Source organism: Rhodococcus sovatensis (assembly GCF_037327425.1).
Classification (GTDB): domain Bacteria; phylum Actinomycetota; class Actinomycetes; order Mycobacteriales; family Mycobacteriaceae; genus Rhodococcoides; species Rhodococcoides sovatense.
In genome coordinates this window covers 2086740-2106980 of record NZ_CP147846.1, presented here as the reverse complement: position 1 = coordinate 2106980, position 20241 = coordinate 2086740, and the positions used below count along the sequence as shown (strand labels likewise).

Annotated in this window: 18 protein-coding genes; 7 read left to right on the top strand and 11 right to left on the bottom strand. The window is 64.6% G+C overall.

The features are described 5' to 3' along the window. Positions 1-7: 7 nt before the first annotated feature. On the top strand, positions 8-535 hold the full coding sequence (locus tag WDS16_RS09755; RefSeq protein ID WP_338892351.1) for a YbhB/YbcL family Raf kinase inhibitor-like protein: 528 nt from the start codon (positions 8-10) through the stop codon (positions 533-535). 57 nt (positions 536-592) lie between these two features. Here the strand turns inward: WDS16_RS09755 and WDS16_RS09750 are convergent, their stop codons facing one another. From WDS16_RS09750 to WDS16_RS09740, 3 genes are all read right to left on the bottom strand, one after another. Beyond that, entirely contained in the window at positions 593-1660 is a 1068-nt protein-coding gene (locus WDS16_RS09750) for a quinone-dependent dihydroorotate dehydrogenase (RefSeq protein WP_338892349.1), read from the bottom strand. A gap of 12 nt (positions 1661-1672) precedes the next feature. Next, complete coding sequence (locus WDS16_RS09745; protein ID WP_338892348.1) at positions 1673-1894, bottom strand: DUF5703 family protein; 222 nt, start codon at positions 1892-1894, stop codon at positions 1673-1675. Positions 1895-1970: 76 nt separating this feature from the next. Beyond that, positions 1971-2999, bottom strand: coding sequence for a hypothetical protein (locus WDS16_RS09740; protein ID WP_338892346.1), 1029 nt, complete (start codon positions 2997-2999; stop codon positions 1971-1973). Between the two features lie 150 nt (positions 3000-3149). Here WDS16_RS09740 and WDS16_RS09735 point away from each other — a divergent pair, with 150 nt between their 5' ends. Next, positions 3150-3521 carry a hypothetical protein gene (locus WDS16_RS09735; protein WP_338892344.1) on the top strand — a complete coding sequence of 124 codons (372 nt, stop codon included), beginning with the start codon at positions 3150-3152 and terminating at the stop codon, positions 3519-3521. Here the strand turns inward: WDS16_RS09735 and WDS16_RS09730 are convergent. The 4 genes from WDS16_RS09730 to WDS16_RS09715 form a co-directional block, all read right to left on the bottom strand. Beyond that, a complete protein-coding gene (locus tag WDS16_RS09730; protein WP_338892342.1) occupies positions 3518-4348 on the bottom strand; it encodes a heme ABC transporter ATP-binding protein in 831 nt (276 codons plus the stop codon). The two genes, WDS16_RS09735 and WDS16_RS09730, sit on opposite strands and share 4 nt — an antisense overlap. After that, positions 4339-5385, bottom strand: a complete 1047-nt coding sequence (locus WDS16_RS09725) for an iron ABC transporter permease (protein ID WP_338892340.1) — start codon at positions 5383-5385, stop codon at positions 4339-4341. The genes WDS16_RS09730 and WDS16_RS09725 overlap by 10 nt, the downstream gene beginning before the upstream one ends. Then, positions 5385-6401 carry a heme/hemin ABC transporter substrate-binding protein gene (locus WDS16_RS09720; protein ID WP_338893319.1) on the bottom strand — a complete coding sequence of 339 codons (1017 nt, stop codon included), beginning with the start codon at positions 6399-6401 and terminating at the stop codon, positions 5385-5387. The genes WDS16_RS09725 and WDS16_RS09720 overlap by 1 nt, the downstream gene beginning before the upstream one ends. A gap of 61 nt (positions 6402-6462) precedes the next feature. Beyond that, positions 6463-7395: an aldo/keto reductase gene (locus WDS16_RS09715; protein ID WP_338892339.1), complete on the bottom strand. Its 933-nt coding sequence runs from the start codon at positions 7393-7395 to the stop codon at positions 6463-6465. Between the two features lie 201 nt (positions 7396-7596). On the opposite strand from WDS16_RS09715, the gene WDS16_RS09710 reads away from it, so the two are divergent. The 5 genes from WDS16_RS09710 to mshC all read left to right on the top strand — a co-directional run bounded on the left by WDS16_RS09710 (position 7597) and on the right by mshC (position 11921). Continuing rightward, the gene (locus WDS16_RS09710; protein WP_338893318.1) at positions 7597-8439 is read left to right on the top strand and encodes an undecaprenyl-diphosphate phosphatase; all 843 of its coding nucleotides are present in this window, start codon (positions 7597-7599) and stop codon (positions 8437-8439) included. Between the two features lie 26 nt (positions 8440-8465). Continuing rightward, on the top strand, positions 8466-9146 hold the full coding sequence (locus tag WDS16_RS09705) for a histidine phosphatase family protein (RefSeq protein WP_338892338.1): 681 nt from the start codon (positions 8466-8468) through the stop codon (positions 9144-9146). Positions 9147-9220: 74 nt separating this feature from the next. Beyond that, entirely contained in the window at positions 9221-9814 is a 594-nt protein-coding gene (locus tag WDS16_RS09700; RefSeq protein ID WP_068368609.1) for a DUF3090 domain-containing protein, read from the top strand. Between the two features lie 35 nt (positions 9815-9849). After that, positions 9850-10635 (top strand): SCO1664 family protein, encoded by a 786-nt coding sequence (locus tag WDS16_RS09695; protein WP_338892335.1) that lies wholly within the window; start codon positions 9850-9852, stop codon positions 10633-10635. 44 nt (positions 10636-10679) lie between these two features. Further along, entirely contained in the window at positions 10680-11921 is a 1242-nt protein-coding gene (gene mshC / locus WDS16_RS09690) for a cysteine--1-D-myo-inosityl 2-amino-2-deoxy-alpha-D-glucopyranoside ligase (RefSeq protein WP_338892333.1), read from the top strand. Positions 11922-11942: 21 nt separating this feature from the next. Here mshC and WDS16_RS09685 read toward each other — a convergent pair whose 3' ends face one another. The 4 genes from WDS16_RS09685 to WDS16_RS09670 are packed head-to-tail and all read right to left on the bottom strand — an operon-like array spanning position 11943 to position 20231. After that, complete coding sequence (locus WDS16_RS09685; RefSeq protein WP_338892332.1) at positions 11943-13172, bottom strand: DUF2399 domain-containing protein; 1230 nt, start codon at positions 13170-13172, stop codon at positions 11943-11945. Continuing rightward, positions 13162-17352, bottom strand: a complete 4191-nt coding sequence (locus WDS16_RS09680) for a TIGR02680 family protein (protein WP_338892330.1) — start codon at positions 17350-17352, stop codon at positions 13162-13164. Before WDS16_RS09680 ends, WDS16_RS09685 begins: the two co-directional genes overlap by 11 nt. Continuing rightward, a complete protein-coding gene (locus WDS16_RS09675) occupies positions 17353-18732 on the bottom strand; it encodes a TIGR02678 family protein (RefSeq protein WP_338892328.1) in 1380 nt (459 codons plus the stop codon). After that, the gene (locus tag WDS16_RS09670) at positions 18729-20231 is read right to left on the bottom strand and encodes a TIGR02677 family protein (RefSeq protein ID WP_338893317.1); all 1503 of its coding nucleotides are present in this window, start codon (positions 20229-20231) and stop codon (positions 18729-18731) included. Before WDS16_RS09670 ends, WDS16_RS09675 begins: the two co-directional genes overlap by 4 nt. Between the last annotated feature and the right edge of the window lie 10 nt (positions 20232-20241).

Here is a 20241-nt window from a genome sequence, read left to right as displayed (position 1 = left end):
ACTGATCTTGACGTACGACCCATACGACGCGCTGCCCGATCTACCCTCGTTCGAACTGACGTCCGAGGACATCACCCCGGGATCGAAACTCGGTCTTCAACAGGTCAGCGGGATCATGGGCGCAGGCGGACACGACAATTCGCCGCAGCTGTCCTGGTCCGGCTTCCCCGCGGAGACGAAGAGCTTCGCGGTAAGCGTTTACGACCCCGACGCGCCGACGGCGTCCGGATTCTGGCATTGGGCGGTCGCGAACATCCCCGTGTCCACCACCTCCCTGGTCTCGGGGGCGGGCGACGACGGGGGCACCGGCATTCCCATCAGCGCTGTGACGCTGAAGAACGATGCGGGGCTGTTTCGCTACATCGGCGCAGCTCCGCCCGCAGGGCACGGACCGCACCGCTACATCGTTGCGGTGCATGCAGTGGACGTGGAGCGTCTCGAGGTCGACGAAACGGCCACCCCGGCGTTTCTCGGGTTCAACCTCTTCTCCCACGCCATCGCACGCGCGACGCTGACGGGTGTGTACGAAGCCTGAACAGCAACAGTGCCGAGGCCGTACGAGGGTTCACCCCGCGTACGGCCTCCGCGCGTGTCAGCGGTTCTCGCAACCGACAGCGTCGGCCAACGAGTCGAACCCTGCGGCCCGCGCACGTTGTGCGATGCCTCTGTTGAGCGAGCGCATCCAGAACGGGCCACCGTAGATGAAGCCCGTGTAGCCCTGGATCAGCGAGGCACCGGCGGTGATTCTCTGCCACGCTTGATCGGCGGTCTCGATGCCGCCGACCGAGATCAGAGCAATCTGCGTGCCGACTCGTCCGTAGAGCCGTCGTAGCACCTCGAGCGATCGGTCGGCCAGCGGTGCTCCCGACAGGCCGCCCATACCTGCGTCGTCGACAACGGCGGCAGGCGTGCGAAGGCCAGACCGTCCGATCGTCGTGTTGGTGGCGACGATTCCGGCGAGCCCGAGCTCGACGGCCAGGTCCGCGACAGCGTCGATGTCCTCGTCCGACAGGTCGGGTGCAATCTTCACCAACACCGGTACGGACGCGACTGCGAGCACAGCTGACAGGATGGGGCGCAGGGACTCGACGGCCTGTAGGTCGCGAAGCCCAGGGGTGTTGGGTGAGCTGACGTTCACGACGAGGAAGTCCGCGAGCGGTCCGAGGAGCGTTGCGCTCGCGGTGTAGTCGGCGGCGGCATCCGCAGCAGGCGTCACCTTCGTCTTGCCGATGTTGGCACCGATCGGAATTTCACCTCGACGGGTGCGCAGAACGTTGGCAGCTGCCCCTGCACCGTGATTGTTGAACCCCATTCTGTTGACCAGGGCCCGGTCGTCGGGGAGCCGGAACATTCGTGGCTGCGGATTGCCGGGCTGCGCCTGGGCGGTGACTGTCCCGATCTCGGCGAAGCCGAAGCCGAGGGCACCCCATGCGTCGACTCCGTCGGCGTTCTTGTCGAAGCCGGCGGCCAGCCCGAGGGGGTTGGGAAATTCGATCCCGAACACGGTGCTTCTCAGCACCGGATCCTTCACGACGAGCAGCCGAACCAACAACGACCGAAGCGGTGGAAATGCTGTCGCTGCTCGCATCGAACGGAACGCAATGTGATGAATGCGTTCCGGTGCGATCAGAAACATCAGTCGACGCAGTGCCTGGTACACAGTCCTTCTTTCCTACTTGATTCCCGGCTCCGGGATGTGCTGGCTGGTTTTCTTTCGTTTGAGCAGTACCTTGCGGCTTCCATCGGTGTAGAGCCGAACACGGGACAGTTCCCAGCCGCCGAACTCGGCCTGGATCGCCAACCGCATGGACGCGGTCACCCTGGTCACATCAGGCGGAAGCCGAAGCGGGACATACTCCCAGTCGTCGGAAGCGGACTCCCATTCGGCTGGCATTCGGTTTCGTGTGCTGTTGTTCTTCGACACCGTGGCCTCTCGCATCTTCTCGCGTGCTCGTGCTCGCCGATCGAATTCACATCGTGTCGCCCGGGGCGACTTTCTGGAGACCTTCTCCGACCGCCGAACCGACGTACAGGTCACCTGTCTCCGGATCGACAGCGATCGAGTCCGGCTGCCTTACCGTGGAGAACCTGCGGGTCTCGACAGGAATTCCGGTGTCAAGCGTGTATCCGACCACCTCGTTGTCTCCCGGAGTGCTTACCCACACGATGTCGGATTCGTCATCGTAAGTCAGCGCCCAGGGTTGCGCACCGACTGGAAAGCGCTGCCTCAGGAGCAAATCCTCGGACGAATAGACGACAAGCTCGCTTCCGGCCGCGTCGGTCACGAGGATCCGTCCGTACTCGTCGGTGTCTAACCGGGCTGCGCCCGTACCTGCGCGCAACGCCAAACCGAGGGATCCGCTGTCGACGTCGATCTGTGTCAGTGACGTCTGGTGGCGATCCAAGGCGGCGAGGCCGTACCGAGTCGAGGCCAAGGCATCGACCGACGACAAACCGGTGATGGTCTGTGATTCTTTCGTCTCGGTGTCGATGATGTGAATGGTGCCACCGTCGTCGCCGGTGGCGACGCGCCCGTCCTGGAGTCGTGCGGCGCTGAGGAGGGTTCCGTCCACGGAAACCGTCTGCACCTCCGAACTGCGGAGATCGACCATCGCCAGCTCGCCGTCCATCGGCAGCAGGAGCGATCCATCACCAGCTGGAACGATATCGGCGGGTGCAGAAGGGAGCGTCACGCTGCGCGGACGAGCGTCGATATCGTCGGCGTCGAACACCAGGAGCGTCGCCCGGGAGTCGTCGAGAGCAACCACAGAGCGCGTGCTCGCATCGAATGTGGTGAAATGCAGTCCGGAGGGGAAAGCAGTCACCGAACCACTCGGGGGAGTGGACAATTGCGGGGAATCGACTCCCGCCAACGGTTCGACACTCACCGAGTCGGGTTCGTCGGGAGAACTGTTGTCGGAGCACCCGGTCAGCAGCACACACGCCGATGCGGAAGCTACCGCGACAACAGTTCGCCACGGGGTACGTCGGTCTTTCATGGATCCGCCAGTTCCTTGATCGTTCGGGTTCGCCTTCGATGGTCGGTCCAGCCTGCCTGATCGGTTCGACGGAGACCGCGCCGGAGTACCTGATCTGAAACAGGCCGTGAAAGCTGTACCGTGTTCACGGGGAAACAACGAGGAGTTCAGTTGGTTGCCGAGGAAAGATTCAGCGCGGCCCCGTCGGGGCCGAAGTTCGACGTCGAGCAGGTCACCACCGGCGCGCAAGCGAGTGGGTTCGGCAGCACCGAGGACAATCGGCCCTTCGCCTTTCGCGTCTACAAGAGCACTCTCTACCTCGAAATCTATCGGGCCGACCTCCCGACACCGGTCCCGGACCAGTCGGATGTGACGGCGGTCTCCGAACAATCGGTGACCGAGATCGACCTCACCGACGAGCGGAGCATCGTGGCGGCAGTTCGAGATGCTGTCAGCAATGCCGACGATCTGATCGCTGGACCGAAGGAATCGGCTGTACGGTCGTTTCTCGGACGCGTTGGATCCGTCATCGAGAGCATCTAGTCGTCACGTACGGGCAGTACGAGCAGTCCTCCGGTCCGCGGATGGTCCAGCACCTCCACGCGGTGGTTGTACACCCGTGTCAACAGGTCGGCGTCGAGCACCTGCCGTGGAGGACCGAGCGCATCGAGGGATCCGTTGTCCAGGATGGCAATTCTGTGCGCGTATGCAGCGGCAAGCCCTAGATCGTGCAGGACGACGACCACCGCATCTCCCTGTGCGGCACGTCCACGTGCTACTTCCATCACCGCCTCCTGATGGCCGAGATCGAGCGCCGCAGTCGGTTCGTCCAACAGCAGGGTGGACGTTCGTTGCGCGAGCACTCGAGCGAGCGACACCCTGGCTCGTTCGCCTCCGGACAGGCTTGCGAACGCGCGATCTGCGAACACCGCCACGTCGCACTCGTCCATCGCCGATACCACCGCGTCGTCGTCGTCATCGGCGAACTCGGTTCCCTGCCAGGGCGAGCGGCCCATCCGGATCACCTGCTCGGCGGTGAACGAGAAACCGACCGTGTGTTGTTGGGGAAGAACTGCGCGTCGGCGGGCTGTGCGGACATTCGACCACTCGCGTAGCGGGCGGCCGTGCAACTCGACCGTGCCGGCGTGAGCGGGAAGCTCACCCGCGAGTACTGCAAGCAGTGTCGACTTGCCTGCGCCGTTAGGTCCGACCAGACCGAGAACCTCGCCTGCCACGATGTCGAGGTCGATCCCGTGCAGAATCGTCCGGCCGGACCGAACGGCATCCACTTTCCGCAGGCTCATGGTCACCGAGCCGTTGGTCACCGGCTGGAGAGAGTCGACGGTTCGCCTGAACGGGTTCATGCCCATCCGCCTTGTTTCGCACGTGTTCGACGCAGCATCCAGAAGAAGAACGGCGCACCGAGGAGCGAGGTGATCATGCCGAGGGGCATATCCACGTTGTCCACCAAGCTGCGTGCCAGGAGATCCGACGCGAGGAGCACCACTGCACCGCACAGTGCGCTGGCCGGAACGAGGGTGCGGTGCGCCGGCCCGAGCAGCATCCGCATGAGGTGCGGCACCACGAGCCCGACGAACAGAATGATGCCGGTGAACGCGACCGAGGACGCAACGAGTATCGCGACGACGACGATGGCGATCTGACGAAGGCCTTCGACGTTCACACCGAGGTGTCGCGCGACGTTTTCGCCGAGTGCGAGCAGATCGAGGCGTCGCGACAACGCGACCGATGCCCCGATTCCCACGGCGGCGAGCGGGGCGACCACCGACACGGCCTGCCAGGTGGCGCCGGCAAGGGAACCTAGCTGCCAGAACACGATCTGATCGCGTGCAGCAGGTGATGCGATGAACGTGAACAACGCGATCAACCCGCCCGCGAACGCGTTGATCGCGACACCCGTCAGGATCAGCGTGACCACTTCGGTTCGACCACCTCCGCGTGCAAGTGCATAGACGGCGATGGTCGTGATCAGTCCGCCGACAAACGCGGCCGTGGCCACCGACCACACACCAGCGAACGCGCCGCCGAGCACGAATACGGACGACGCCCCTACTGCCGCACCCGACGAGACTCCGATGATGCCCGGCTCGGCGAGAGGGTTCGCGAATACACCCTGCAGAAGAGCGCCAGCGCACCCCAGGCCTGCGCCGACGACTGCACCGAGGGCAATCCGCGGGAACCTGACCTGCCACAGCGTGACCTCGCCGCTCGGATGCGCGGGAATGGGTCCGATGTCGAGGCCGATCCGGTGGAGCACGCTACCCACGACCTCCCACGGAGTGGTCGGAACTTGGCCGACGCACGCCGAGAACACCGCGAGACCGAGACCGAGCACAAGGAGGGCAGCGAATACCGACACTGTGCGTGATCGTCTGTCGATCGACATCACTGCGCGGGGTCGTAGACGGCTCTGGCCAGGGCATCGAGAACCTTGCCGGTGTTGGGTCCGAAACTCAGGACGACTCCGTCCGCCATATCGACCACCCGCTCGGACCGGCCGGCCGGAGTCTGCGCGATTCCGGGTACCTGTTCGAGGCCGGAGATCCCGCCGATCGATTCCAAGCCACCGGTCATCATCAGAATGACGTCGGGAGCTGCTGCTATGAGGGCCTCACTGGTGATCGCCACGAACTGCTCGGACACCCCGGACGCGGTACCGGCATCGGTGGCACCGAGCGCCTCGATAAGCGCGTCTGCGCCGGATCCTGGGCCGGCCAGCATCTTGATGGCAGGTCCGCGCATGTACAGGAACGCGATCTTCAACGGTTCGCCGTCCGTCGGCGCGAGTGCGCGTGCAGCGGCGATCTCGGACGTGGTTCGTTCGGCGAGCCGATCACCCTGTTCCGGCACACCGAGCGCGGCAGCGACTGCCTCGATCTGGTCTGCTACACCGTCCAGCGAACGTGTTGGATCGAAATAGACCACGGCGATTCCCGCCGCGCGCAGTTGATCCTGAACTGCCCGGGGCCCGATGCTGGTGTCGGTGAGGACGACAGTCGGATCGAGAGCGAGGATTCCCTCCGCGCTCAGTGAGTGTCCCGTCGGTGTGACATCGGTGACGTCGGCTACCGCGGGAAACGAAGCTGAGGTGTCGCGCCCGACGAGATTGTCGCCGAGACCGAGCGCGTAGACCGTCGTCGTGAGCGTTCCGTATTGATCTGCCGCGACGATCCTGCTGGTGTCGGTGATCGTGACATCGACGCCGTCGAAGCTGCGCACCGTCACAGGAAGGGACGGCTCCGGCGACGCTGCGATGGGTTCCGGATCGGGGTCGGAGATCTCCGCGGTCCGTGGACCGAAGTCCTGGTCGGCTGTGGCGACCTCAGGTCCTGAGCAGGCGACGAGAGCGCAGATCGCCGTCGCGGCGATCGAGGCCTTCGCGATTCTCGCGAGGAACGTCATGCGACTCGGCAATTCTCGGGCTTCTTCGACGTCCACGGGGACAAGGTTAGCCTGTGCAGGGTCAGCTGCTGACGTCGTCCAATGCGGCGGCGATGGCGGGAGGAAGTTCCAGATCCTCGGAGACGAGGATGCCGGTCAACTGGGCCAGATCGCGGGCGCCGACTATTGCCGACGCGACACCAGGGCGGTCCCGAGCCCATGCCAGCGCCACGGTGAGCGGGGATGTCTTCAGCCCGCTGGCTGCGGTGACTGCGGCATCGACGACGTTGACAGCGGTGTCGGTGAGATATCCCGCGATCGCGTCCGCGTGTGCGTCGTCCGCGCCGCGCGAGTCGGCTGGAGTGCCCTGGCTGTACTTGCCGGTGAGGACGCCACCTGCCAACGGCACCGCGGCAAGAACTCCGACGCCATGATGGAGAGCAGCAGGAAGAAGTTCGTCCTCCACGCCGCGCGCCAGCAGCGAATACTCGGCCTGAGTGGCGACGATCCGACCGGAGCCTGCAGCGCCCGCCGCCGTCGCCAGCTGCCAGCCGAGGTATCCGCGTGCCCCGACGTAGCGCACCTTCCCGCTGGTGACTGCGTAGTCGAGGGTCGCCGCGACCTCCTCGACCGGGGTGTATCGATCCCAGGTGCCGATCTGCCACAGATCGAGATAGTCGGTTCCGAGCTCACGAAGAGTTGTCTCGAGCTGGTCGAGGAGCGCCCGCCTCGAACAATCGATCTTGTACCGGCCCTTGGCGGTCGTGATTCCAGCGGATCCGCTCACGATCAATTCGCGGCGGGGCACGACGTCGTCGAGGACTTCTGCAAGTACCCGTTGCGCGCGGCCTTCGCCGTACGACGGCGAGGTGTCGACGAGAGTGCCTCCGGCCTCGGCGAATGCCGACAGCTGGGCTGCAGCGTCATCGCCGTCGGTCCTGCTGCCCCAGCCGAGTGTTCCGAGACCCAGACGCGACACGCGTAGGCCGCTCGAGCCGACAGATCTCTGTTTCATGGTGTTCGAGGATTCCTCACGTATTTTTCGGGCCACGTATTTGCGGGCGCAGTGGCACCAGGTGAGCAGACTAGTGCGCGAGAGGCGGTCGTGCGAGCTTGCCGCGCCGCGCACCGATGGTCTCGGCCGGTACCGTGCGTCCTCGCCGGGTACGGTCGTGGCCGTGAATTATGTAGACGGTGCCTCGGCGGTGCGATTGTGATCGGCGAATCGATGACCTGGGTACAGGCGATTGTCCTCGGAGCGGTGCAGGGCCTGACCGAGTTCCTGCCCATTTCGTCGTCCGGCCATCTGCGCATCGTGTCGGAGGTGTTCTTCGGGGACGATGCCGGTGCCTCGTTCACGGCGGTGAGTCAACTGGGGACCGAGGCAGCGGTGCTGCTGTTCTTCTGGCGAGACATCGTTCGCATCGTGCGTGCGTGGTGCGTCGGTCTGCTCGACAGGACGAAGCGAGAACTCGATTATCGATTGGGTTGGTATGTGATCATCGCCACCATTCCAATCGGCATTCTCGGGTTGTTGTTCAAGGATCAGATTCGCACCGGTGCACGAAATCTGTGGCTCATCGCCACGATGCTCATCGTGTTCGCCATCGTCATCGCTGTCGCCGAGTACGTCGGAACCAAGCGCAGGCCGATCGAGAAGATCACGACGAAGGACGGTCTCATCATGGGTGCCGCACAGTGTCTGGCATTGATTCCGGGGGTCTCTCGTTCCGGCGCGACGACGAGCGCTGGCCTCTTCATGGGCCTCGAACGCGAGGCCGCGGTGCGATTTTCGTTCCTGCTGGCGATTCCGGCGGTCACCGCCTCTGGCCTGTTCTCGCTTCCCGACGCCTTCGAGCCGGCCGGAGAGGGCCTGAACGCATCAGGAGCTCAACTCGTCGTCGCGACGATCATTGCGTTCGCACTCGGCTACGCGTCGATCGCGTGGCTGCTGAAGTTCGTTGCGAATCACTCGTTGTACTGGTTCGTCGGGTACCGGATCGTGCTCGGTGTCGGAGTGATGGCGCTGCTGGCCGCCGGAGTCGTCTCGGCTACGTGAGCGCAGGCCGCAACTAGGGTGGTGTCATGACGGTGATCTTGCTGCGGCACGGCCGCTCGACTTCCAACACAGCAGGAACATTGGCAGGACGGTCGCTCGGCGTCGAGTTGGACGACAGAGGACACGAGCAGGCAGCTCTCGTTGCCGATCGCCTGGGTTCGTTGCCGATCGAAGAAGTCGTTCGTTCGCCCCTGCAGCGATGCGAGCAGACGGTTCAGCCCTTGTCCGAACGACGAGGATTGACACCTGTAGTGGACGACAGGTTGGTCGAGGTCGACTACGGATCATGGACCGGCCGAACGATAAAAGAACTTCTCGCCGAGCCGCTGTGGAAGGTCGTCCAGCAACACCCCTCGGCTGCAGTGTTTCCTGGCGGCGAGGGCTTGGCTGCAGTACAGGCGAGGGCGGTGTCGGCAGTCCGTGAGCACGACGCTCGACTTGCGGAGGAGTACGGACGCGACGTGCTGTGGGTTGCGTGCTCGCACGGAGACGTCATCAAGTCGATCGTCGCCGACGCCGTTGGATGTCATCTCGATTCATTTCAACGAATCGTGGCGGACCCGGCTTCGATCAGTGTGATCAGGTACACCACGACCAGACCGTTCGTAGTGCGCACCAACGACACGGGACTCGACCTGTCCGGATTGGTCGCGGCACCGGCAAAAGCCGAGTCCGACGCCGTCCCGGGTGGAGGTTCCGGGATGTAGCGCCGAGATAGCGGATAATGGAACTTCGAGGCCCCGAAGCGGAGGGTCCTCGAAAACGAAACGCAGGAGGTGCAATGCCACGCGCAATACATGTTTTCCGCACCCCTGATCGATTTGTCGCGGGAACCGTGGGCGAGCCGGGCGACCGATCGTTCTTCCTTCAGGCCGTCCACGACGCCCGTGTGGTGTCGGTGGCGCTCGAGAAGCAGCAGGTGCAGGTTCTCGCGGACAGGATGGGTCTGCTCCTGGAAGAAGTCCACCGTCGGTTCGGCGCGGACGTTCCTCCGGAAGAGACCGAGGTAGGCGACACCAGTCCTCTGCTGACCCCGATCGACACCGAATTCAGAGTCGGCACCATGGGGCTCGGTTGGGACGCCGATGCAGGCGCAGTGGTCGTGGAACTGTTGGCGGTGAGCGAGTCGGAGATCGACGAGTCCGTCGTGCTCGACGACACCGAGGAGGGGCCCGACGCGGTTCGTGTGTTCTTGACCCCGATTCAGGCGCGGGAGTTCGCTCTGCGTTCGGAGCGGGTCATCGCAGCCGGACGAGCACCGTGCCCGCTGTGTGGGCAACCGCTCACCCAGGACGGGCACATCTGCATCCGGACCAACGGCTACCGGCGCGACGCGACCTTCGGGTCGGCGGCAGAACTCGGCGACGAGCTTTGACCGAAGGCCGACCGCTGTTCGAGGGGCGGCACGCGATGGAGACTGGCGACCTCACGGTGGTCGGTCGAGTGGTGTCTGCAAGCAACGCGACGTTGGTGTGCGAGGCAGCGGCCGGAGAGAACGAGGCGCCGGTCCGGTGCGTCTACAAGCCCGTCAGGGGAGAGGTGCCGCTCTGGGATTTTCCGGACGGGACGCTTGCGGGCCGCGAAGTCGCATCGTACGAGGTATCCGACGCGCTCGGATGGGACGTCGTTCCGACGACGATTCTGCGGGACGGCCCGTTCGGTCCGGGCATGGTGCAAAGGTGGATCGACACACCGGAGCGGCACGGTGAGCACGGCGACCGAGTCGATCTCGTCGACATCTGCCGACCGGACCTCGTACCGTCCGGATGGATCCCGGTGTTGGAGGCGTACGACGGCGAGGGCCAGGAAGTTGCTCTCATTCATGCCGACGACCCACGACTGCAGCGCATGGCCGTTCTCGACATTCTCCTCAACAACGCGGACCGCAAAGGTGGCCACGCGCTGGAGGGTCTGGACGGGTACGTCTACGGTGTCGATCACGGCATCTGTCTGCATCACGACGACAAATTGCGGACGGTGCTGTGGGGTTGGGCAGGTGCAGCCGTCGACGATGCACTGATGGCAGACGTCGTCGCTTTCGTCGATTCGTTCGCCGATCGGGTCGAGCCACGAGTGCGTGGTCACATCACCGAATCGGAGACGGAAGCGTTGCTCGCACGCGCACGCGCGCTCGTGCAGAACCCGGTCATGCCGCAGCCTCGTTCCAGTAGACCGATACCGTGGCCCGCCTTCTGATCCCTCGGCCCGCCTTCTGATCCCTCTCGGATAGGCTCGAGCGCATGCATTCCTGGTCCGATACAACCGTTCCGTCGATCCCTGGTCAGGGGCCCCCGCTTCGGTTGTACGACACTGCTGATCGCCAAGTCAGACCGGTCACTCCCGGTGCCCGAGCGAAGATGTACGTCTGCGGAATAACGCCGTACGACGCCACCCACCTCGGCCATGCCGCCACGTACCTCACCTTCGATCTGATCAATAGATTGTGGCGCGACGGCGGACACGACGTGCACTACGTCCAGAACGTGACTGACGTGGACGACCCGCTGTTCGAACGCGCCAACAGAGACGGCGAGAGCTGGATCGCCCTCGGTAACCGCGAGATCCAACTGTTCCGCGAGGACATGGAAGCGCTCCGAATTCTTCCCCCGCGCGACTACATCGGTGCAGTCGAATCGGTCGACGAGGTCATCGAGTTGGTGGAAAAACTGATTGCGTCCGGTGCCGCATACGTCGTGGACGATGCCGAGTTCCCGGATGTCTATTTTCGAGCCGACTTCAACGCGGAGTTCGGTTACGAATCCGGCTACGACCGGGCGACGATGGACAAGTTCTTCGCCGAGCGCGGAGGAGATCCGGACAGGGCAGGTAAGCACGATTCGCTCGATGCGTTGCTGTGGCGTACCGAACGCGAGGGCGAGCCGTCGTGGCCCTCTCCGTTCGGTGCCGGCCGACCCGGCTGGCACGTCGAATGTGCCGCGATTGCACTGAACCGCATCGGCACCGGCTTCGATATCCAGGGCGGTGGAAGTGACCTCATTTTCCCGCACCACGAGTTTTCCGCCGCGCACGCCGAAGCGGCCACAGGTGGCGAGCGGTTCGCGCGGCACTACGTACACACGGGAATGATCGGTCTCGACGGCGAAAAGATGTCGAAGAGTCGTGGAAACCTGGTGTTCGTCTCGAAGCTGCGGGCGGCAGGCGTGGACCCGGCGGCGGTCCGACTCGGCTTGCTGTCCGGGCACTATCGCCAGGACCGGGCGTGGACCGACGAGGTCCTCGAGCGCGCGCACACCCGACTGTCGCTGTGGCGTGCTGCAGCTGTTCTCGATTCGGCTACCAGTGCGGACGACGTGATCATGCGGCTGCGGCAACACCTTGCCGATGATCTGGATACCCCCAAAGCACTCGACGCACTCGACGCCTGGGCCAGTTTCGCTGTGGAACGCGGGGGTTCGGACACCGCTGCACCTGGCGCGTTCGCCGATGCGGTCGACGCCTTGCTCGGCATTCCGCTGCGCTGAAGTACCAAGTCAGGCTGAGGTCTAGATCAGGTCGCGCAACAGGTCCGGGATCGAGCGTTCCTCCATCACTGCGCGGCCGGACTCATGCATGGCGACGGCGAGTGCCGGATCCCAGGGACTCGTCGTAGGGGCCCCTTTGAGCGGCTCGGAGTTCCGTGCGTCGAGGGCGTGGAGGTAGGACTCGCTGTCCATGCGCCATGGCTTCGCACCGTATCGCGCGATCGCACGCGAGGTCATGTGCAGCCCCGCCCAGTCGAAGTCGTTACGCCAGTACACTTCTGTCCCTGGCCTCAGGCCCGACAGTAGTTTGTGCACCGCAGCCGAGGGCTGGCCGTCCGTGCAGACGATGGTCGCCGAACCGGCAACAGATGTGCGCGCGGCCGCGGCGACGACGGCGATGTTCTCGCACACGAAGATTCGGTTCGCAGTGTTGGTGAGTGCTCCTCGTCCGATCATGTCGAGCGTGAGAGGGAACGGGATCCCTTCTGCCGCTGCCTCGTTCAGCCACTTGCCCACGATGTGGTCCTCGGCGACACGGTAGCGGAGAACGACGACGCGGCTCGAGAGCGCGTCTACCGACACGCCTGCGGTTTCCCAGAGCGACCGGATGCCGACCGGGTCGGCTGGACGCGGTACTCCCTCGCGAAGCGACAGTGCGTCGAGTACCAGTTTCGGTGCGCCACCGGATGACAGGGCCTTGGTATCACCGACGGCGAGTTCGGCGAGTTCGGTGAGTGAGAGCCCGTCGACGGGGAGAACGGCGAGCACGCGGGCGGCCGTTCGTAGGGAGTCGACTGCAACCCGACCGCCCAACGTTCCGTCTTGGTTGAGCAGTGATGACAGCCATCGATCGGCCCAGTCGCCGTGAGTGCTGTCGGCGAGGAGGGTTCGCGCCTCGGCGAGAGCACTGGCCTTGACTTCGGCCTTGTCGGCTGCCAGCCGCTTCTTGTCCTGAAGCGGGACTTCGGCGCCGAGGGTGTCGAGCAGGCCCAGGCCACCGTTGAGCGGATGGGCCAGCCACTCGTCGAAGCGCGCGAGATCGAGCCTGGTGGTTTTCGCGCGGCTGTGCAGGCCTGCATTGGATCGCGAGATCGCGCTACACAACCGCCACAATTCCGGGGGATCACCGAGATGAACGGTGATGTTTCCGCCCACCTTCAGCCAATTCGACTCCACCTTCTTGCGAGCAGCGGCCAGGAGAGCGTCGAGCTCGGCGGTGCCACGCCAACCGGCCGTACGGTCATCGGACAAATTCGAGACCACCTTCCGCTCGGGTGGGCACCCGTCTGGTGAGCGGCGAACCCAACGCGGCAGCGAGATCGGTGCCGTCGTGCTCGGCGAACAGCTCGCCGTTCTCCCACACCAACAATGCCGCACTGACGGTGTTCTCAGCCGTGGAATGCGCGAGATCGTAGTGTGCGCAACCGGGTACGTCGGAGTACGTGATCCACAGGTCGTACCCGGTCATGAACAGATCGAGATCGAACTGCACACTGAGACCGAGCAGCTCACTCCGTCCGTTGTCGTCGACGCCCGCGAACGCTTCGTCGAGGGCGAGTAGGCGAGGGGAATGCGGATCAGCCGAGGACAGCATCACGTGCGCGGCCGCGAAGAGCGGGAGATGCAGTGAGACCGATTGTTCGCCACCCGACAGCGCACTGTGCCTGGCCACAGTGAGGCGATCTTCGGTGCCGTCGCCACGGATGAGATTGAACGAGAAGACCCGCCAGCGGCGGTAGTCCAACGTCGACGCCAAGATCTCCGGATAGGACCGTTCGGGATGCGCGGCGCGCGCAATGCGAATCTCCGAAGCGAAGTGCGCGCGCATCGACGCGAGGTCGTCGGCGCCGAGTGAGGACGCGTCGCGGTCGAGCAATTTCGACACCTCGCGGGCGCCCTCCTCGAGATTGTCCGCGAGGATCCAGTGCACCCCGATGGTGTTGCCCGAGGACATCTTTCGCTGCTTCATCTCCGATGCCATCTGTGCGATGAGCTCGCGAGCGTCGACAGTGCGTTCGTGGATTTGCTGAGCCAATCCGGTGAGCAGCGCGTCCTCGAGGATACGGCGCTCATGTTCGGTCAGCAGCGTCTCCTGATTGGAGCGAGCTTCACCGATTCGATCCGCGAATTCGCCGATCGACGAATAGCCCTGTTCGTCCTGCACCCGCACGACGGTCAGTCCGTCGGGCGCATCCCACTGCAATCGGTAGTCCTGCCCCGACGACGCGAGCTGTGAGTCGAACTCCTGCAGCGCACTCGTCAGAGCCGTTCGAGTGCTCTTGCGATACGACTCGCTCGCCTTTACGGAACTCGTCGCCTCGTCCAACGCCGCGTGCAGCCGATGCACCGCCGGGGGGAGCACCTGTATCTCGTCGTCGGGAGATGTCGCGTTCTGGATGCGGTACAGGATTTGTTCGACGCTGAGCCACGCGGATTCGCTCGACGGCCAGGAATATACGTCGGAACTCGTGGATTGGCCCATGGGGACACCGAGGATGGTGAGGAGATCCTTGCGCGCGTACGGCGCCAATCGCGCGGCGTCGCCGATGCCCTCGGTCAGTGCAGCGCGCAGGCTCTCCTGCGCGGTGTTGCACGCCCCCTCGGCTTTACCGATGGCTTCACCGGCTTCCTTGTCCGCCTTCCGGGCCGCCCGCTGCTCGAGCTTGCTCGCCTCGATCTTCTCGCGAGCCTTCTCGAGATCGGCGTTGATCTGATCGGCGGTGGAGCCGAGCTTGTCGCTCAAGATCTCCAAACGCGTCACCTGCTGAAGGTAGTTCTCCTCGGCTATCGCCGCTTCTTCGGCGAGTTCCTCGGCAAGCCCGGTCGTCTCCTCCAACCGGTTCAATGCCTCGCGGGCGCGTTCGGCCTCGCGTACGTGCTCGCTTCGTCGACGAAGGACGAGCTCGCCCTGGTTCTGGAAGTGCCGAATTGCAGCTGCGAGCGAGTCGATCTCTCGCGCCGAGTGTGGCGTCCGGTGCGCGACCGCGGTGGTCCGCAGCTGCTTCTCCTTCGCGGACAGCTCTGCGATCGCCTGGTCGAGCTCGGCCGCGGCCGCAGTCGCACCCGCCTGGGACGTCCGCAACGCTCCGGCGGATTCGGTCACCGCTTTCTGAGCTTTGATGATTGCAGACGCCCGTGGAAGCTGTTTTGCCGCGACAGCAAGACCTCGAAGCAACTCCGCTGCTGCTCGTTCTTCCTCGCGTGCTGCGGTGGCCGATGCCTCCGTCGATTCGATGGAGGCATCCAGTTCGGCGATTCGAGCCGCACGGCGGCGTGCACGGGCGGTCGCACCGATGTACTCGGCATCGGGTTTGGTGTGACGTCCACGCTGGACTCCTTGCCAGAACCGTCCGTCTACGCCGATCGAGGTCACCGCGTCCTCGGCGGGTCCCAACGCGATCGAGGCGAGTACGTCGCGGACCAGAGATTCGGGAACACCTGTTCCCGGCTCGGGAGCGAGAACGTCGGACAGGGTACGGCCGGTCGGGCGTGCATCCTCCGGCGCAGGAACGAGGTACTGCTCTGAACGCATGGACTCGGGAACGTCCGTCGGCGATATCCAGCCGTCGAGCAGATTGGCCGCGTGGAGGGCGGATTCTATGCCTGCCGCTTCGGCTGGATCGACGCCGTCGACGAATCGGACCAGTTTCCACAGTGGTGCGCCGTCGCGATCGTCACGGGAAGAAGTTCGTGCGGCGAACGGCGGGGGAGCGTCGTCGTGCTGAGCGCTGACGAGGTCGCGTTCGGAACGCATGGACGCCAATTCCTCGACCAGGGCCGACGCGGTGACACCCGCCTCGGTGCGCCGACTGCGGACGGACTCGAGTCCTTCGGCCGACGCGTCGGCGAGGACGGCGTCGAGGCTCGGTGCATCGTCTTCACCGATGTGCGGCACCGCGGCGTCGAGAGCGTCGAATGCTGCCGCGGTGACACCCGCGGCCAGGTAGCGAGCCGAGTTCTCGGACCACCACGACCGCAGGGCCGAACTGTATTGCGCACGTGCAAGTTCCACGGAGGCTTCCGCCTCGATGACCGAGGCGCGGGCAGAATCCAGGAGTTCTTGGGCTCGGGCGGCACTCTTGTCCGCACGTGCACGTTCGGTGGACGCCTTCTCCACCGTGCCGAGAGCTTCGCGCACCGCGCGGACATCGCCGTCGCGCTCTTCGGCGTGCCCTCTCAACGCTGTGCTGAACTGGTCGGTACGCGCACTCGCAGGCATCGATGCCCATGCGATTCCGGCATCCTCCGCCGCGGTCTGCAGGTCGTCCTCCGCCCGGGTGAGTGCAGCGACCGCGTCCGCGAGCGCTGCGTCGGCGCGTGCCGATTCGGTAGCACGCTTCTCGAGATCGGACTGGGCGCCTCGGGCTCGCTCGGATTGCTGGGCCGCCGAGACCTTCAACTTCGCAGCCGATTCGGCCAGATCGTCGAGCTGCTGTTTGCCCTCGTAGGCACTGGAGCGCTGCAGTGTCTCGCGGTCCGCGACGGCCTGATCGAGTGCGCGTTCGGCCTCGTCGAACCGCTTCTCAGCTGCCAGGCGCTCCTGCAGTCGTCGCTCCTTCAGCGCGGACGCGGCGAAATGCGCGGTCGTGGCATGTGTGACGGCTTCGAGCCTGCGGGAGACCTGCTCCACGTCCGAGCGAACCTGTACCCGAAGGTATTTCGAGTACACGCCGACGAAGTTCTTGGCTGCCTGATCTGCTTGGGCAAGCCCTTCCAAGGCCCGTCCCACTTCTTCCATGTCGCTGAAGGAGCGCGCAGCCTCGAGTACGAGCTGCTCGTCGAGCGGGCGCAAACCGTCGGTCAGCGCCTGCGACAACCCCTTCGGGTCGAGGTTCTTCGCCAGCTGAGGTCGGCGGAGGGTCAAGATGAGGTTGATGAACTGGTCGTAGCGCTGCGCGCCGAGGCCGAACATTCGGGCGTCGATCGCTGCCCGGTAGTCGACCGGACGGTCGGTGAGCGCATCCGTTCCGAGCTGATCTGCCAGTTGTTTCTTGGTAAGCGGACGATCGTCGCTCCCGAGCAGCGAGAAATCGACGCCGACGCGTCCATCCGCGACGAAGTACCAGCGCGTGACCTTGTCGTTCTGTCGGCTCGCGCGCATGCCGATACCGACGGTCACCGATTCCGGATCCTCGCGCGATCCCCGGCCGAACTCCATCCATACGTACGAGTGAGCGCTCTCCTGACCGCGGTAGAGCAAGTTCGACTTCATCGTGCGTTCTTCGCCGGCGAACGGGTTGAGACGCCGCGGCTCGATTCGGCCGTCGAGGACGAACGGAAACAGCACCTCGAGCGCCTTGGTCTTTCCCGATCCGTTCGGACCACGCAGCACCAGCCGTCCGTCGGCGAAGGAAAATTCCTGGTCGCGGTAGTCCCAGAGATTGATGATGCCGGCGCGGGTGGGGCGGAAGCGCTGCGAATGTGCGGTCATCTAGTGCGCCTCTATTTCTGTGTCCGGTGAAGTGCCGTCGAAGAGGGAATCTTGAGGGGCGCGGTCGCGCACGCTCACCATCACGTCACGGTAGCGAGCGATGGCAGGAAGAACGATGATTCCTCCGGATACGATGCTCACCAGTCGAAGTCGGTGAAGCATCGTCACTGCTCGTTCTCGCAGCCCGTCCGGGTCCGCTTGCCACTGAGCGGCAAATGTTCGTCCGAATCTTTCGACCAAGTCGGCCACTGTTCCCCTGAGCCAACTGTTCTCGATGAACGGATATTTATCGGAACCGATTCCGTCGTCGACTTCGCTCGATGCTGTGCCGAACTCAGCGAGGTCGTCGAATATCCCGCCACCGGGGATTGCGCTGTCCAAGCGCTCGATCAGGTCCCCGTCATCGGGAATCGAATGGTGCGTGAGCTCCGCAGCATCGGGATCGACGACGCGATCCGAAATCTCGCCGGCGAGAAGGAGTGCTACCTGCGCAATGGTTCCGGTGCTGGGAAAGCGTATGTCGGACAGTCGTCCCGACGTGTCGATCAACGTGACCCCCTCGGCTCGCCGTTCGGCAACGAGGCCCGTCAGCAGCTCGACGTCGATGACGGTCCGCTCGGCGGCCAATGCGGTCCGGCCGTCCTGATCCAGGTCGTCGAAGTACACCACGGGGCGCTCGATCAAGGCGCGCCGTACTTTTCGGAGCGTTTCCTTCGGGTCCGTCGGCTGACGGGTCTCCTCGTCGTCGAGAGGTGCCTCTGCGCCGGCAAGCAGGCCGGTGACCGAACGCAGGTGCTGGACTGCTCGCGGTGGTCGGAACATGGCCACGACCACAGACCGTTCGATGTCGTACAGCGCCTCGCCGGACGACGGATTGTTGGCCCAACCACCGGCGTCGCCGTCGGCCAGCGAGATCGCACCGCGTGCGGCCAGCCACCCGACTGCATCGACGAAGGCATCACGGTCCGAGGCCCGGTCGGCTTCGAGGTCGACACCGTCGACCTGTCCGGCCTCGGCGGCAACATGATCGGCCAATTCCGACAGGGTGATTTGGTTGCCGGCGCGTCCGAGCGCAGCCAACGCCAACGCAAGGTAGGCGTAGCGGCGTCGATCGAAAATGCGATCGGTAGCGGTGCGCGCAGGTTGGCTCGGATCGAGGGCGTCGAGGACCGGGAACAACCGCGCGGTCGTCTCCGTCACCTCGAGGCGGTAGCCGAAGAGGTCGAGCAGATCCTCGCGCAGTTCGGTCGCCCAGCGCCTCAGTAGCGGAAGGGCGATCCGATCGGGATATGTGGAGGTCACCAGGTGGTTCGCCAGTGCGACTCTGGCGGCACGCTGGTAGGAATCGAGTGCAAGAGACGGGATTTCGCGCGCTCTCATCGGCGAGTCACCTCGGCAACCTCGAGCTGCAGGCGGTCCAGGTGCAACCGTCCGCGGGAGGTCCGTACGACGGTGGAGGTGTCACTGGCGCTCAGCGTCAGCTTCACACCGCTGTCGGAGCCGGTGGATCCCGACGTCTGGCCGCTGACCCGAACCCGGGCGGTCAGCGCGGCATTGAGCAGGCTGAGCAGCACCTCGGTCTCCTCTTCGTCCAGGATGCGGTCGTACACACCCGTCGTTGCCAACGATTGCGCGGCGGAACTACGGATCCGCTGTGCGTGCAGCTGCTGCTCCCGGAGCCGACGGATTCCACCGTCGTTGCGCTGAACCCGACCAGGTAGACCGGGCGACGGCGTTCGACCGGTTTCGGCCAACGTTCGTGAGATCTCGACGGGGGGAGCCTCCCACCAGGTTCGTGAGGTCGGGATGATGTCCGCGTCCGGGTGCACCATCGACAGGTGCCTGGGGCGACCGAGTCCGAACACGGCGTGGAAGAGGGCATGGGCGCTGTCCTCGGTCGGGGTGTTCGCGAACCAACCCGCGAGGTGGCGCAACTGACTCTCCCGTGAGACTCCGCCCTTGCGGGTTTCGGTGACACGACGCAGCAGCGAGAGCACCGCCGCGATCGCGCTCATCGTTCCCTCCCGAAGCCGTTCCGATTCGCTGAGTTCCGCTTCGGCGGCGACGAACCAGTGTGAGAGACCGGTCCATCGAGCACGCCAGTCGGCCTCACGCTCCGCAGTCGAGAGGAACACTCGCTCGTCGCTGACCGCTGCGCGCGCAATGAGCTCCGATATCCCGGTGGACTCGACCACTGCGATCGCGTCGGCCAGTTTCGGCGCATACCGCGTCAGATCGGAGCTGAACTCACGCATGTGCGTGAGCAGGGCGTCCTTGTGGACGAGGAACGTCTCAGGTGTGATCTCGGTGGTGCGGACCAGGTCACCCAACACCAGGTAGAAGTGCGCGGCGCGGGTGGCCATTTCGGACAGGGTCGAGTCGAGGCGGCTGAGTTTGCGGTAGATGCGGTCACCGTCGGCCTGACGGTTTGCCTCGGCGAGCTCGTGCATGTCGGCCAGCAGCTCGGGCAGGACCAGTCGTGACAGCGATGCATCGTCGAGTCGCGCACCGAGCACGTCCTCGACTGCTCGGAAGGCCTTGTACCCCGCCTGGCTGAACTGATAGACGAAGTGCCGGTTACGGTACTCGGCCAGCGTTGCCGCCCGGGATCCGTCGTAGCTACGCTCGAGAAGCTCCCATGCATGCAGTTGCTCGAGCAGCGGAGCGATCTCGGCCGTACCGAGCTCCAGGTCGTCTGGGCCGTTCCTGGCCAGGGTGTCCGCAATATCGGCGGCGTGTAGGAGCACGACATAGTTGGCCCGCGCGATGTCGAAGGCCCGTAGCACCCAGAGGTACTCGTTGTGCTTTTCGGCGACGGTGAACGCAAACAGCTTGAGGCGATCTTCCTGCAGAAACGCAGCTGCCGCACCCAGCCGCACGTTGTCACCC

What these genes read in the sequence shown, in the direction of transcription:
- WDS16_RS09675 (WP_338892328.1), bottom strand. Translation starts at nt 18,732, where the DNA reads ATGAGAGCGCGCGAAATCCCGTCTCTTGCACTCGATTCCTACCAGCGT.
- mshC (WP_338892333.1), top strand. Translation starts at nt 10,680, where the DNA reads ATGCATTCCTGGTCCGATACAACCGTTCCGTCGATCCCTGGTCAGGGG.
- WDS16_RS09715 (WP_338892339.1), bottom strand. Translation starts at nt 7,395, where the DNA reads ATGAAACAGAGATCTGTCGGCTCGAGCGGCCTACGCGTGTCGCGTCTG.
- WDS16_RS09730 (WP_338892342.1), bottom strand. Translation starts at nt 4,348, where the DNA reads ATGGGCATGAACCCGTTCAGGCGAACCGTCGACTCTCTCCAGCCGGTG.
- WDS16_RS09745 (WP_338892348.1), bottom strand. Translation starts at nt 1,894, where the DNA reads ATGCCAGCCGAATGGGAGTCCGCTTCCGACGACTGGGAGTATGTCCCG.
- WDS16_RS09695 (WP_338892335.1), top strand. Translation starts at nt 9,850, where the DNA reads ATGGAGACTGGCGACCTCACGGTGGTCGGTCGAGTGGTGTCTGCAAGC.
- WDS16_RS09740 (WP_338892346.1), bottom strand. Translation starts at nt 2,999, where the DNA reads ATGAAAGACCGACGTACCCCGTGGCGAACTGTTGTCGCGGTAGCTTCC.
- WDS16_RS09700 (WP_068368609.1), top strand. Translation starts at nt 9,221, where the DNA reads ATGCCACGCGCAATACATGTTTTCCGCACCCCTGATCGATTTGTCGCG.
- WDS16_RS09680 (WP_338892330.1), bottom strand. Translation starts at nt 17,352, where the DNA reads ATGACCGCACATTCGCAGCGCTTCCGCCCCACCCGCGCCGGCATCATC.
- WDS16_RS09705 (WP_338892338.1), top strand. Translation starts at nt 8,466, where the DNA reads ATGACGGTGATCTTGCTGCGGCACGGCCGCTCGACTTCCAACACAGCA.
- WDS16_RS09725 (WP_338892340.1), bottom strand. Translation starts at nt 5,385, where the DNA reads ATGTCGATCGACAGACGATCACGCACAGTGTCGGTATTCGCTGCCCTC.
- WDS16_RS09720 (WP_338893319.1), bottom strand. Translation starts at nt 6,401, where the DNA reads ATGACGTTCCTCGCGAGAATCGCGAAGGCCTCGATCGCCGCGACGGCG.